We start from the raw sequence: 14496 nt of genomic DNA, 5'->3' as shown, positions 1-14496 counted from the left end.
GTTCAGACGGCGTTCGGGTTTTCCTCGACCAGCATCAAACGGCCCACCGAATTTTCAATCATCTGGGCGGCGCTTTCAGCACGCGCCGACAAGAGCGTGGCCCCCACCGCTGCGGGAATAGCAACCAGCAAACCCACGGCAGTGGTCAAAAGCGCCTGCCAGATGCCGCCGGCAAGGATCGACGCATTTGCGGCCCCTTGGGCCATCTCAAGCGCTTGAAACGACTGGATCATGCCCAACACTGTGCCGAGCAAACCCAAAAGCGGGCTGATCATCGCAATCAATTCCAGCACGCGGATCAGGCTGTTCATTTTGGCGAATTCCTCATTCCCGCGGCGCAGCAATTCGGCGTTTAACAATGGTCCGGTGAACCCGCTGGTCAGCGACGTCATGGCATAGATCATTACCCGATCCGCCGGGCTTTTCCCATTGTTCACAGTCTCTTGCGCCTGTGCTTTATCGCCTGAGGCCCAAAGGGAAATCGCGGTTTCCCGCCGCGCCGCACCCGTGCGTGCAGGCAGCAGTTCTAGGATCTTAACAAGGATAATCGTGAGCGACAGGGCCGATAACAGACCCAGAACCACGATGATGATGCCGCCAGCACCCAGTGATCCGGGATCAAACGACATCGCTATTTCACCAAAGCCGCAGGGGCGCGGCTGTGCAGGGTCAGAAGGGGGAAGCAGTCAATTTCATCACCGTTTTGCGGGCGGCAGGACGTCAGATCATGGAGCAGGATTTCAGAGATATTTTCACAGGAGATTTCCGGTATCTCGAACAGTTTTAACGTGGTGCGGTTGACCGGCAGAGGAGCGGCATCAATTGACAGCAACCGATCAATCACACCGCTTGTGTCCAGAATTGCCAGCGACATCTCAAAGCCTTCAAAGCTGTTTTCCGTCTCATTGCGAAACAGGAAAAACGCACTGCATCCACCTGAATCGGCGGGCTCGACCTTGTTCAGCTCAACCGTCAGCCCGTTGGTTTGCGCCGCAAGGGTCATCGGCGAGAGCAACGCGAGACACAGACACAGGCCTTTGATAATCCTTGGAAATCTCATGGAACCTCCTCTGGTACTTAGGCCGCAAGAGCGGTTTCAACGCCAAAAAGCGCGGTCAAAGCAGTGGTGCGAATGGTGGTATTGGTGAAGCCATTGTCATCCACCGATTTAAAGAAATCATTGTCCAATGTGGCGCGGTAGGTTGCGACGATCTTGATCGCCTCGTCCTTTAATTTCTCGCGTGCTGGCCCGTCGGGGGTGGCAAGCAGGGCGTCGAGCGTCGCCTCAAGTGAGGCATCAATTTCATCAAGGTAGTCGAACAAAACCTCTGTGTTGCTGGCAACTTCTTCCAACCCTTCGATCCCGTTAGTCTGGGCCTCGATCGCGATTTTGAGCTTGGTCAATTCGGCTTGCAGGCCGGTGCGGGTCTTGCTCCAGTCGATGCGAGATTTGCGATAGGCGATGACGTTGTCCGGTACACCTTCTTCGGCTTCTTGCGTGCGGGCATTCGCGGGCGCGGTGGCCGCTGTTTTCAACAGTTTAACGGTATTGGTCGCGGCTGCGATTGCGCTTTGATATTCCCCTGCATCGGCCTGTGATTTCGCAAAGTTGAAGGCGCGGTTAATGCTGTCCAGGTCTCCGCGATTGGCCTGCATCGCGGTATCCACACCGGTCTGGATTTGCCCCGACATGGCCTCCCATTTCTGCTTTGCCCGGGCTGCGGCCTTGCCGTCATCCGGCGCGGTGTCTTGCGCCGCCTCTGCTTGTTGCACGCGCTCATCCGCGGTGTTTTCCACCTCTGCAGCTGGGGTGGCTTCGGCGGCTTGTCGATCCGTCTGGCTGGCGTCATTGGTTGCGGATTTGCGCGCCTGTGCTTTCGCCAGACCCGCTTCTATTTTGGTTAGGGTCGCATCGGCAGTATCAAGGGAACCGGCCTTGATTTGGGCGACGACAGCCCCTGCCGCCTTGCCCAATGGAACCCCGGATTTACCCAGATCGGCGATGGGGGCCTGCAAGCCGCGCAACCGGGTGCCCAACGCGGCGCGGCGGGCGGCGATTTCGGGGTCTTCGGTGGTGGTTTCCGTCGCGACGGTGGTGTCCGGTTCGGGATCGGGCATGTTTGCTTCGGGCTGTTTGCCGTCCTGAACTTGGGTCAACCGGCCGTCGTCTTCGGGCGCGGCCTTTTCTACGGTTTTCTGTGGGGTTTCCGGTGTTGGTGTGTTGGCTTCTTGCGCCTGCCGTTCCTCGTCGGTCAAATCCGCCTCAAGTACCGCGCCTTCCAGATCAAGCACTTCGATACTGAAAGAAAAATCCAGCTTCTTGAGATATTTGCGCAGCTTTTTGGCCAGACCGGGCAATTCCTTGGCTACTTTTATTGAAAACTTCTTGCCTTCCAACTCAAATGTACCGGCGGCCACCTTGGTGCCTTTGCCCTCTTTTTTCGCGATCCGACCAAGGACATCCGGCTGTTTGATCCGGTCAATGATCATCAGATCTTCTTCTTTGGGGCCGGGGTTATAGGCAAAATTCATTGGGCGCTTTTTGCCCATCATCACCATTTTTTTAAGCTCGTCGGTCTTCATCGGGACATAGGCCAATTTAGATTCCTCGCGTTTTTCGGTGGAAAGCCATTGACATAGAATTGACGATAAGGCTGACTATAGGTCAAGCTTGCATTTGCCTTCACGCAATTTCGATGGGGGTATAAGTGTTTTTTTATTTATTGTTTTCAACAGTTTGAAATTTTTTGACCTAAGAATTCGAACTGTTCCACTGCTGCCGATGACGTAAAATCCAGCTTTTGGGGGGCTACAAATGGACGTTGCTAAACTGCTTGAGCCCCATGGGGATGATGAGCCGAGCGGTGAGAACCTCGAATATGATCCGGGTTTTGTCGACATGGAGCTGGCCGCTCAGCCCGGCGAGGAACGGCAGGAAGGCGACAAGATTCTTGAAGCCGAGGATCCTGATTTTGGCGACGTTGTTAAAAAGGCCGTCGCGGTCATGGAGCGCAGCCACGACATTCGTGCTGCTGTGTTTTTTGCTGAAGCGGTGTTGCATACCAAGGGCCTGACCGGCTTTGCCCAAGCGACGGCATTTGTGCGCGGTTGTCTGGAGACATATTGGGACAGTTGCCACCCCGAGCTGGACGAAGATGATGACAATGACCCCACCATGCGGATCAACGCGGTTCAGGGGTTCAATGGCACCGACACTGTAATCCGCGCCCTGCGCAAGGCCCCGCTGACCGAAAGCCGGATGTTCGGCAGTTTGGGTTTGCGGATGATCGAGATTGCAGAAGGGGTGTCAGCGGCACCAGCCAGCATGACGGAAGTGCCCGACAGTGCGGCAATCAGCGCGGCATTTCAGGACACCGATTCGCAGGTTTTGTCGGATTTTCTGGCCGCTGCGCTCAGTGCGCAGGCTGATTTCAAAGCAATCGACGCTATTTTTGTCGAGAAAACGCCGGGGCAGGGTCCTGATCTGGAAGACGTGCAAAAGGTGCTGAACCAGGTTGTGCGCCGGCTATCCGAAGCGGTTGGCGGAGACGCGGTTGTGCCCGAAGAGGGTGGCGAGGGCGCCGCGGGTGAGGCACCGGCCGAGGGCGCAGCACCGGTTGCGGCCAGCGCGCCGGCGGGCATTCAATCCCCCTCTGATGTGTCAAACGCATTGGACCGGATCATCAGCTATTACGAACGTCAGGAACCCTCCAGCCCGATGCCGATCCTGTTGGAGCGGGCAAAGAAACTGGTCGGTGCGGATTTCCTGACAATCATGAAAGAAATTGCGCCGCAGGGATTAGAGCAGGCGAAGAATGTCGGAGGGATCAAGGGTGACTGACCCGTCCGCCGACCCAGAGTTTATTTTCACCGCAGGCTTGTTCCTGCATTCATTTATTCAAGACCAAGGAGCCCTTCATGGCCGGTAGTTCCCAGAAATTCATTGCTCGCAATAGGGCCCCCCGCGTCCAGATCGAATACGATGTCGAACTGTATGGCGCAGAGAAAAAAGTGCAGCTGCCGTTCGTCATGGGTGTGATGAGTGACCTTGCCGGAAAATCCGAGGTAGAACAGCCCGCCGTCGCGGATCGCAAGTTCCTTGAGATTGATGTCGACAATTTTGATGACCGGATGAAATCGATCGCCCCGCGCGCCGCCTTTACCGTGCCCAATACGCTGACAGGTGAGGGCAATATGGCCGTCGATATCACATTCAACAGCATGGATGATTTTTCACCTGCCGCCATCGCGGCCAAGGTCGAACCGTTGGCCGAGCTGCTGGATGCGCGCACCCAGCTTAGCAATCTGATGACCTATATGGATGGTAAATCCGGTGCCGAGGATCTGATCAGCAAGATCATGCAGGATCCGGCGCTGCTTAAGACATTGGCAGCACAGCCAAAGCCTGACGCGAAAGAGGAGGAATAACCCATGGCCGAAGAAGACGTCCAAGTAGAAGCAGCTGGCGGTGAAACGGCTTTTGGCTCCTCTGAGTTCGAAAGCCTGCTGCAAAAGGAATTCCGCCCAAAGTCCGATCAGGCCAAGACGGCGGTTGAATCTGCGGTCAAAGCACTGGCGGAACAAGCGCTGAGCAATACCGCACTGATTTCTGACGATGCCCTGCGGTCTATCGAAGGCATCGTCGCCGAGATTGACAAAAAGTTGACAGAGCAGGTGAACCTGATCCTGCACCACGAAGAGTTCCAGCAAATGGAAAGCGCGTGGCGCGGGATGCATTATCTGGTCAACAACACTGAATCAGATGAGAACCTGAAAATCCGGTTCATGAGCATTTCCAAGAAAGAGATGCACAAGACCCTGCGCAAATTCAAAGGTACCGCATGGGATCAATCGCCGATCTTTAAGAAGCTTTATACGGAAGAGTTCTCGCAACTGGGCGGCGAACCTTACGGTTCTCTGGTGGCGGATTACCATTTTGACCACAGCCCGCAGGATGTTGAGCTGTTGGGCGAGATGGCCAAGATTGCCGCGGCTGGCCATGCGCCATTGATCACAGGGGCCAAGCCCGAATTGTTCCAGATGGACAGCTGGTCAGAGCTGAGCAACCCGCGCGATTTGACCAAGATTTTCCAGACACCGGAATATGCGTCGTGGAAATCCCTGCGTGAAAGCGAGGATTCCAAATATGTCGGCCTTGCGATGCCGCGCTTTCTGGGGCGTTTGCCTTATGGTGCGAAAACCGAGCCTGTCGAGGCCTTTGCATTTGAAGAAGACACTGATGGCTCGGATCACAGCAAGTACGGCTGGATCAACGCGGCCTACGGCATGGCGGTTAATATTAACCGTTCATTCAAGGAATACGGCTGGTGTTCGCGCATTCGTGGCGTTGAATCCGGCGGTACGTTGGAAAACCTGCCTTCGCATACTTTTCCAACAACAGACGGTGGCGTGGATCAGAAATGTCCCACAGAAATTGCCATCGACGACCGGCGCGAAGCGGAGCTTGCCAAGAATGGCATGATGCCGCTGATCCACCGGAAAAACACGGACGTCGCCACCTTTATGGGCGCTCAATCCCTGCATAAGCCGGCAGAGTATGATGACCCGGACGCGACGGCCAACGCAAATCTTGCAGCTCGCCTGCCTTACCTGTTCGCCACATGCCGTTTTGCACATTACCTGAAATGCATGGTGCGCGATAAAGTCGGTTCGTTCAAAAGCCGTCAGGACATGGAACGGTGGCTGCAAGAGTGGATCAACAATTACGTTGATTTCAATGCCGACATTTCGTCGGAAAATGAGAAGGCGCGGAAGCCGCTCGCAGCAGCAGAAGTTGTTGTCGAAGAGGTGGAAGGCAATCCCGGATATTATACGTCGAAGTTCTTCCTGCGCCCACATTACCAGTTGGAAGGTCTTTCGGTTTCATTGCGGCTTGTGTCCAAGCTCCCTTCTGAAAAAGGCGCCTGATCCCTCGAATTAGCTTGGGGTCCGCCACTACCGTCTAACTTAATCTTAACTGACTTTTTGAAAGGAATAGCACAATGGCTGCTAACATGTTCATGGAAATCGACAAAATCCCCGGTGACGGCACCGAAGGGAACCACAAAAACTGGATCGTTTTGGAATCTGCTTCTTTTGAACTGGAGCGCGCGGTGGACATGACCGATCTGGGCTCGAACCAGCGTTCGCACGCAAACACGAACTTCCAGAAAATTGAACTGACATCCCAGGTCGGCAAAGCGTCGAACCTGTTGGCGCTGGCCGTGGCCAACGGCACGGTAAAGGATTCCGTGACGATGCACTGGTGTCGTGCGGGTGACGGCGATGGCGAAGGGCTAAAGCCTTTTGCCATCTGGACCTTCAAGAACGTGATTGTCGATAAATACAGCATTTCGGCAAGTGCGGATGGCATTCCAGAAGAAACATGGGCGCTGGCCTATGTGGGTGTGAAAATGGAATACCACCACACCGATCAGGCGACAGGCGCTCTTGCCAAAGAGAACGAGTTCCTTTGGAACCTGCGTTCCGGCAAAATGGAAACCTATTCCGGCGATTGATAACGGTGTCGCGCGCGGGGTACCGCGCGCGACCTCCTCTAATTTTAACTGCGCGCTTTTTCCTCGTATCCTAACCCGAGCGGAGGCTGTCTTATGACGCCCGAAGAACATCTTAAATCCGGCGATCTGGCTGCCACTCTTACCGCCTTGCAGGACCGGGTGCGTGCCGAACCTGCGGATGCCAAGCTGCGGATTTTCCTGTTTCAACTCTTGTGTGTGCTGGGGGATTGGAAACGGGCGATCAACCAGTTGAAGCTGAGCGGTGAAATGGACCCGCTAGCTTTGATGATGGCCCAGACCTATCGCGAGGGGATCATTTGCGAGGTCTACCGCGAAAAGGTGTTTAAAGGCGAAAAAGAGCCGATGGTTTTTGGCGAGCCAGAGCCATGGCTTGCCCTGTTGATTGAGGCCCAAAAGATGCTGGCACAGGGCAAACCAGACGAGGCTGCAGCGCTGCGCACACAGGCATTTGATCAGGCACCGGCCAGTTCAGGAACGGTGAATGGTGCGGCGTTCGAATGGATTGCGGATGCGGACATGCGCATGGGGCCGGTCTTGGAAATTGTGATCAACGGGCGCTATTTCTGGCTGCCGTTTGCACAGGTTTCAAAGCTGGCGATCGAGGAACCCGCCGATTTGCGCGACGCGGTCTGGACCGCCGCAACAGTGACCCTGCGCAATGGTGGCGAAGTGGTTGCCCTGATCCCGACCCGTTATGCAGGAACGCCGGAAAACGGTGGCGATGCTGAGAAACTTTCCCGTTCAACCAATTGGATGGATGCCGGTGGCGAGACGTTTGTCGGAGTTGGCCAGCGGTTGTTTGCAACTGATCAGGATGACGTCGCCCTGCTTGATGTGCGCGAACTGGTCTTTGATCATGGCCCGGACGAGCCGGAAGAGGCTGCACAGAATGGCTGATAAGATGCTTGCTGAACGGTTGCAGCCGTCCCTTCTGGACCGGCTAACCGACGAGGAACCAACCCAAAAGCAAGAAAGCCGTGCCCATCGCGCCATCGACATCACGCGCCTGCGCGAGATCATCAAACGGGATCTTTCATGGCTGTTGAACACCCATAGCCTTGGCGGCAGGCTGGACCCTGAGAAATACCCGAGTGTTTCGAAATCGGTCTTAAATTATGGCGTGCGCGAGGTGGCGGGGGAATATTCGACATCCGTGCGCGCAGAGCTGATCCGCAAGTCCATTCTGAACGCCATTTCGGTACATGAACCGCGGATCATCGCGGGGTCGACAGCCGTCGAACTGCGCACCGAACAGGCCAAGGGAGAGACACAGATTGCATTTGATATCCATGCAGACATGTGGGCTCAGCCGGTGCCGCTTGAACTGTATCTGCGCAGCAAGGTCGACGTAACCACGGGTGAGATTTCGCTCGACAGGGTGGGGTAGGCGCGATGGATACCCGACTGCTCAGACATTACGAAAACGAACTGTCCTATATGCGGGATATGGGGGCGGAATTTGCCGATGCCTATCCCAAGATTGCCGCCCGTCTGGGGATGGAAGGCGTCGAGGTCATGGACCCCTATGTCGAGCGCCTGTTGGAAGGGGTCGCGTTTCTGTCTGCCCGAGTCCAGCTGGAGCTGGAAATGCAGTTTCCGGTTTTCACCTCGCATCTGCTGGAGATCATCTATCCGCATTATCTGGCACCGACGCCGTCGATGATGATTGCACAGTTTACACCCGATCTTGCCAATGCCGGGATGAAGACCGGTTATGTCCTGCCGCGCCATACAACCGTACGCAGCCGTTTGTTGGAGGGTGAACAGACCGCCTGTGAATTTCGTACCGCGCATCCGATCACCATGTGGCCAATCGAGATTTCCGAAGCGGAGTATATCGACAGCCGTGGCGGTCTGGTTGCCGCAGGTGTCGCCACCAGCAGCAAGGCCCGCGCTGGCATCCGGTTGCGGTTAAAGCGGCTGGACGGGGATCCGATTTCAGAACTCAGCATGGATGATCTGACCCTGTATCTGGATCGCCAGTCCGGGCGCAGCTGGCAGCTGCACGAATTGCTTTGCACGCAAACCGTAGGGGTCGCCGGACGTTCGGCTGACCGGCGGGCCGACTGGACGTTGGGATTGCCGCAGGGGGCCTTGAAACAGGTCGGGCTGACGCCGGAAGAGGCGTTACTGCCAACACCACGACGCACATTCGACGGCTACCGCCTGTTGCAGGAATATTTCGCAATGCCCGAGCGGTTCATGTTTGTGAACCTCGGCGGCTTGCAACCGGCCTTGCGCAAGGCCAAGGGCGGCGAGGTCGACATTTACATCCTGCTGGGGGATGGCAACAAGGATCTGGCACCTGCCATCACACCGGACGCTTTTGGGCTGAATGCTGTACCTGCGGTCAATCTTTTTCGCAAACGCTGTGACCGGTTGCACGTCACAGCGCGGGACACAGAACAACATGTTGTGCCAAACCGCACGGCGGGGCTGGACTTCGAGATTTACAATATAGAATCCGTGACTGGCATCAGTGGCGACGGGGCTGATGATGTGGATTTCCGTCCGTTCTATTCCGCCACTGATTTCACCGCCGCCGGTGACATGCACGCAACCTACTATACGCAAAGCCGCAAAATGCGCCAACGCAGCGAGAAAGAACGGCTGCGCGGTGTGCGCACCTCCTATCTTGGTTCCGAAGTGTATCTGTCGTTGGTGGATCGAAAACAGGCGCCCTATTCGGCCAAGCTGGATCAACTGGCGGTCACCGCTCTTTGTACCAACCGTGATTTGCCGATGCTTTTGTCGGTCGGAGATGACAATGTTTTCCACCTGCCCGATGGCGGGCCGGTCAAAACAGTGCGCACTCCGATTTCGCCGACACGCCCACATCCAACGCTGGCGCAGGGCGATACCGCTTGGCGGCTGATCAGCCATTTGTCGCTGAATTACCTGTCGATTGCGCAGACCACTGATGGCAGTTCCGCTGAGGCGCTGCGCGAGTTGATCGGGATCTATGCGCCGCTTGGCAACCGCGTGACCGAAAAGCAGTTGGAAGGCATCACCAATGTATCCAGCCGGCCTATTGTGCGCCGGATGAGTGACGAGGTGCTGTCCACCGCGGTGCGCGGATTAGAGATTACAATCGAATTTGACGAAACCTTTTTTGAAGGCACCAGCGTTTATGTGCTGGGCGCCGTAATGGAGCGGTTTTTCCGCAAATACACAACCATCAACAGTTTTACTGAGACGGTCTTGAAGACCGAACGACGGGGGGAAATCGCCAGATGGCGACCGACAAGCGGCCTGGGCCAGACACTCTAGGACATTTCGCCAAGCTGGTGGAAAACCCTGAAGAACATCATGTTTTTCAGGCAATGCGCGTAATTGATGCGGCCTATCCGGATGCGCCGCGTCTGGGTGAATCGCGCCGACCCCGCGAAGACCGCGTACGTCTGGGCCAAGAGGCTGAACTGTCCTTTCCGCCCTCTACCATCCGCAGTTTCAAACCCGGCACTGACAAGGTGCCCGGTACCATGATCAGTCGGTTTTTCGGGTTGTTCGGGCCGCAAGGGCCGCTGCCGTTGCACCTGACGGAATATGCCCGCAACCGGCAGCGCAACCACCGCGATAACACGATTGTGGCCTTCGCGAATATGCTGACCCACCGAATGATGAGCCTGCTTTATCGCGCATGGCGCAGCGGCAGTCCGGCCCCCAGCTATGACCGGGGCGACGATGTTTTTGAACGCCGTGTTGCGGCAATTGCGGGATATCGCGGGGACGGGTTTCAGGAACGTGACGCGATGCCCGATGTCGCGCGTCGCCATTTTGCCGCCTATATGTCGCAGGGGACCAAAAACCCGGATGGGCTGATTTCATTGATCAGCCATTTCTTTGATGTGCCCGCAGAGATCGACCAGTTTGTCGGCGCATGGCTGCATCTTGAACCGGATGATTGCTGGGAACTGGGCAGCACCGTGGGTCTGGGCCAAACCACAAGTGTGGGCAGCAAAGTCTGGAGCCGGGCATCGAAATTCCGCATCCGTATTGGCCCGCTCAGCCGCGAACGTTACGAGCGGTTTATGCCGGGGACGGACGGGTTTGACCGGCTGGAGTCCATTGTGCGCACCTATGTGGGCGACAGCCTTGATTGGGATGTGCAGCTGATCCTCAAGGGTGACGAGGTGCCACGGTCGGTGCTGGGCGGAACCACCCGTCTGGGTCAGACATCCTGGATCGATTTAAAGCGCGAGGATGACACACCGCGCCCTGATGCCGAGGATTTGTTTCTGACGCCTCGGGGGCGGGCCGCGTAAAATGTATAATGAGGGGATATTAAAGTGAGCGAGATTAGCAGAGTCGCATTGTTCGGTAAGCTGAACAGTCTTGGATATAAAGCCGTAGAAGGTGCCACCGTCTTTTGCAAAATGCGTGGCAACCCCTATGTTGAAGTCGTGCATTGGATGCACCAGATTTTGCAGGGACAAGACAGTGATCTGCACCGGATTGTCGATCACTATGATCTGGATGTGGGCAAGATTGCCGCTGAAATGACCCGCAATCTGGATGGGCTGCCGCGCGGTGCCTCTGCGATTTCCGATCTGTCAGACCATCTGATGGATGCAATGGAGCGCGGCTGGGTTTTCGGATCGCTGCTGTTCAGCTCTTCCAATGTGCGCACGGGACATTTGCTGCTGGGCATGTTGAAAACGCCGGCCCTGCGCAACATCCTGACCGGCATTTCGCCCGAGCTTGCCAAGATCAAACATGATGATCTGGCCGAGAATTTCCATGAGGCGACTGATGGCTCTCCGGAAGAGCGCATGGGCGCGCAGGACGGATCAACCACGGGTGGCGGCGCGGTCCCCGGCGAGGCATCAGATGCCATGTCACCGGCCCAAATGGGCAAGGGTGAGGCGCTTGAGCAATATTGTACTGACCTGACAGAACAAGCCCGCAATGGCGAGATTGACCCGATTGTTGGCCGAGACGAGGAAATTCGCCAGATTGTCGACGTGCTGATGCGTCGTCGTCAGAACAATCCGATCCTGACAGGTGAGGCGGGTGTCGGCAAAACCGCAGTGGTCGAAGGGTTTGCCCTGCGCATTTCGCGCGGTGATGTGCCGCCCGCCTTGCAGGATGTGCGCCTGCTGGTGCTGGATGTGGGGCTGTTGCAGGCAGGTGCCAGTATGAAGGGCGAGTTTGAAAACCGCCTGCGCTCGGTCATTGACGAGGTGCAATCAAGCCCGACACCGATCATCATGTTTGTGGATGAAACGCACACGCTTGTCGGGGCAGGCGGTGCCGCGGGCACGGGTGATGCGGCGAACCTGCTGAAACCGGCGCTGGCGCGGGGCACGCTGCGCACGATCGGCGCGACCACATGGGCCGAATATAAGAAATACATTGAAAAAGACCCTGCGCTGACCCGCCGCTTTCAGGTGGTGCAGGTCGATGAACCGGATGTGCCCAAGGCCGTCATGATGATGCGCGGCATCGCGTCGATGCTGGAAAACCACCACAAGGTGCAGGTGCTGGACGAGGGGATCGAGGCAGCCGTTGCGCTTTCGGCCCGTTACATTCCGGCCCGGCAACTGCCCGATAAATCTGTGAGCGTTCTGGATACGGCCTGCGCGCGCGTAGCGGTCAGTCAACATGCGGTGCCTGCACAAGTGGATGATGCGCAACGCAGGATCGAAGCGCTGGAAACAGAGCTTGAGATCATTGGGCGGGACGAAACCGCCGGATATGATGTCAGCGAGCGCCGCGCCAAAGTAGAGGCCGAGAAAGCCGAAGTGGCGGAACGTCTGACCGGACTGCAAGCGGCATGGGATGTGGAAAAAGAGATCGTTGCCGAAATTCTGGACCTCCGGTCGCAACTGCGCGCAGGTGGCGCACCAGTGGAAGAGGGGGCCGAAATTGCCCCCGAAGGCGGCGATGACGCGCTGGACGATGCGGCCCGCGCCGAGGTGATGGAAAAGCTTAAAGCGGCAAATGCCAAACTGCATGAGGCACAGGGCGAAAGCCCGCTGATCCTGCCGATTGTCGATGAACAGGCGGTCGCCAGCGTGGTCGGCGATTGGACAGGCATTCCTGTCGGGCGCATGGTGTCGGACGAGCTGGCCACGGTCCTTAGCCTTGAGGAACATCTGGGCAAACGGGTCATCGGGCAGGATCATGCAATGGCGATGATCGCCAAACGTATCCAGACCAGCCGTGCCGGCCTTGATAACCCTAACAAACCGATCGGTGTTTTCATGCTGGCCGGGACTTCTGGTGTTGGTAAGACGGAAACCGCATTGGCGCTGGCTGAGGTGCTTTATGGCGGCGAACAGAACGTCATCACCATCAACATGTCCGAATATCAGGAAGCGCATAGCGTCAGCTCCCTGAAAGGGGCGCCTCCCGGCTATGTCGGGTATGGCGAGGGCGGCGTGCTGACCGAAGCGGTGCGGCGCAAACCATACTCTGTCGTATTGTTGGACGAGGTGGAAAAAGCCCACCCTGATGTCCACGAGATTTTCTTTCAGGTGTTTGACAAGGGCGTGATGGAAGACGGCGAGGGCCGCACAATTGATTTCAAGAACACGCTGATCCTGCTGACGTCGAATGCCGGGTCCGATCTGATCATGGACCTGTGCAGTGACCCCGATCTGTTGCCCGAACCCGAGGGCATTGCCAAAGCCCTGCGTGACCCTTTGCTGAAGATCTTTCCCGCCGCCCTTTTGGGCCGTTTGGTGACGATCCCTTATTATCCGCTTAGCCCACATATGATTGCAGAGATTACCAAGCTGCAATTGGGCCGGATCAAGAAACGCGTCGAAAGCACACATGATGTGCCGTTCGAATACTCAGATGCGGTTGTCGACCTGATTGTGGACCGGTGTCAGGAACTGGAAAGCGGCGGGCGCATGATCGACGCGATTGTGACCAACACCATGTTGCCGGATATCTCGGCAGAGTTCCTGCGCCGCATGATGGAGGGTAAGTCCATCGACAAGGTTTCAATCGACGTGACCGATAGCAACTTTACCTATTCGTTCAACTGACGGTGTCGCCACAGGGGCGGCATCAGCCCTGCACATAATCATCAGGGGCATTTCCACGCGGTGCCCCTGACATATCCGCAACCGATCCAACGGAGAAAACCTTGGCAGAACTGGACAAACCAAAGATGAGCGCAGCCCGTGCGCGGGTCTATGATCTGGTTGAAGGTGACCGGTTCAAAAACACCATTCTGGGCATTATCATCTTCAATGCGATCACCCTTGGCATGTCGACATCGGGCTATCTGATGGATCGGATCGGCGGCATTTTATCTGTTGTCGACAATCTTGTACTGGTCATCTTTGTCGCTGAATTGCTGCTCAAGTTCTTCGCCTACCGCATGGCGTTCTTCAAAAACGCATGGAATATTTTTGACCTCATGGTCGTTGGCCTTGGCCTGTTGCCAAGTCAGGAAGGCCTTTCAGCGCTGCGCGGCTTGCGGGTGATCCGTGCCATGCGCCTGCTGTCGGTTGTGCCCCAGATGCGGGCCGTCGTTCAGGCACTGCTGGATGCCTTGCCGGGCATGGGCGCGGTTATCGTAATGATTTCTATCGTGTTCTACGTCTTTGGCGTCATGGCGACCTTGATGTATGGCACGGCCTTCCCCGATTGGTTCGGCACCTTGGGTCGCTCACTGTATTCCCTGTTCCAGATTATGACATTGGAAAGCTGGTCAATGGGGATCGTGCGCCCGGTGATGGAGGAATTCCCCTCGGCATGGGCATTCTTTGTGCCCTTTATCATCATCACCGCGTTTTCGGTTCTGAACCTGTTCATCGGTCTGCTGGTCAACACGATGCAAGACGCGGTGGAGGAAGAAACCGAGGCCGAGTTCGACAACCTGCGCCAATTGGTGCGTGACGAGACCGACACCGTGGACCGCAATGTCATGGCGTTGATGGAAGAGGTCAAAGCCCTGCGTGCCGAGATCAATGCGGCCAACGGCAAGAAGGGGGGCTAG

Annotated in this window: 13 protein-coding genes; 10 read left to right on the top strand and 3 right to left on the bottom strand. The window is 56.5% G+C overall.

Annotated features, from left to right (window positions below):
• Window positions 1-2: 2 nt before the first annotated feature.
• The 3 genes from HKX44_RS13525 to HKX44_RS13515 are packed head-to-tail and all read right to left on the bottom strand — an operon-like array spanning window position 3 to window position 2598.
• The gene (locus HKX44_RS13525) at window positions 3-629 is read right to left on the bottom strand and encodes a MotA/TolQ/ExbB proton channel family protein (RefSeq protein ID WP_276151846.1); all 627 of its coding nucleotides are present in this window, start codon (window positions 627-629) and stop codon (window positions 3-5) included.
• Window positions 630-631: 2 nt separating this feature from the next.
• Window positions 632-1060, bottom strand: a complete 429-nt coding sequence (locus HKX44_RS13520) for a hypothetical protein (RefSeq protein ID WP_276151845.1) — start codon at window positions 1058-1060, stop codon at window positions 632-634.
• Window positions 1061-1077: 17 nt separating this feature from the next.
• Window positions 1078-2598: a hypothetical protein gene (locus HKX44_RS13515; RefSeq protein ID WP_276151844.1), complete on the bottom strand. Its 1521-nt coding sequence runs from the start codon at window positions 2596-2598 to the stop codon at window positions 1078-1080.
• 217 nt (window positions 2599-2815) lie between these two features.
• Between HKX44_RS13515 and tssA the strand changes: the two genes are divergently transcribed.
• From tssA to HKX44_RS13465, 10 genes are all read left to right on the top strand, one after another.
• Entirely contained in the window at window positions 2816-3841 is a 1026-nt protein-coding gene (gene tssA, locus HKX44_RS13510) for a type VI secretion system protein TssA (protein WP_276151843.1), read from the top strand.
• 77 nt (window positions 3842-3918) lie between these two features.
• On the top strand, window positions 3919-4428 hold the full coding sequence (gene tssB, locus HKX44_RS13505) for a type VI secretion system contractile sheath small subunit (protein ID WP_276151842.1): 510 nt from the start codon (window positions 3919-3921) through the stop codon (window positions 4426-4428).
• A 3-nt stretch (window positions 4429-4431) separates the two neighbouring features.
• Window positions 4432-5928, top strand: coding sequence for a type VI secretion system contractile sheath large subunit (gene tssC, locus HKX44_RS13500; protein ID WP_276151841.1), 1497 nt, complete (start codon window positions 4432-4434; stop codon window positions 5926-5928).
• Window positions 5929-6002: 74 nt separating this feature from the next.
• A complete protein-coding gene (locus HKX44_RS13495; protein WP_276151840.1) occupies window positions 6003-6518 on the top strand; it encodes a type VI secretion system tube protein Hcp in 516 nt (171 codons plus the stop codon).
• Between the two features lie 93 nt (window positions 6519-6611).
• The gene (locus HKX44_RS13490) at window positions 6612-7436 is read left to right on the top strand and encodes a type VI secretion system accessory protein TagJ (protein WP_276151839.1); all 825 of its coding nucleotides are present in this window, start codon (window positions 6612-6614) and stop codon (window positions 7434-7436) included.
• A complete protein-coding gene (tssE, locus tag HKX44_RS13485) occupies window positions 7429-7926 on the top strand; it encodes a type VI secretion system baseplate subunit TssE (protein ID WP_276151838.1) in 498 nt (165 codons plus the stop codon). The genes HKX44_RS13490 and tssE overlap by 8 nt, the downstream gene beginning before the upstream one ends.
• Before the next feature lie 5 nt (window positions 7927-7931).
• Window positions 7932-9809, top strand: coding sequence for a type VI secretion system baseplate subunit TssF (tssF, locus tag HKX44_RS13480; RefSeq protein ID WP_276151837.1), 1878 nt, complete (start codon window positions 7932-7934; stop codon window positions 9807-9809).
• A complete protein-coding gene (tssG, locus tag HKX44_RS13475) occupies window positions 9773-10804 on the top strand; it encodes a type VI secretion system baseplate subunit TssG (RefSeq protein ID WP_276151836.1) in 1032 nt (343 codons plus the stop codon). The genes tssF and tssG overlap by 37 nt, the downstream gene beginning before the upstream one ends.
• A 24-nt stretch (window positions 10805-10828) precedes the next feature.
• Window positions 10829-13537: a type VI secretion system ATPase TssH gene (gene tssH / locus HKX44_RS13470; protein WP_276151835.1), complete on the top strand. Its 2709-nt coding sequence runs from the start codon at window positions 10829-10831 to the stop codon at window positions 13535-13537.
• A 125-nt stretch (window positions 13538-13662) separates the two neighbouring features.
• Window positions 13663-14496 (top strand): ion transporter, encoded by an 834-nt coding sequence (locus tag HKX44_RS13465; protein ID WP_276151918.1) that lies wholly within the window; start codon window positions 13663-13665, stop codon window positions 14494-14496.

This window comes from Sulfitobacter sp. M05 (assembly GCF_029285175.1).
Lineage (GTDB): Bacteria > Pseudomonadota > Alphaproteobacteria > Rhodobacterales > Rhodobacteraceae > Sulfitobacter.
This window is presented reverse-complemented; position numbering and strand designations above follow the sequence as displayed.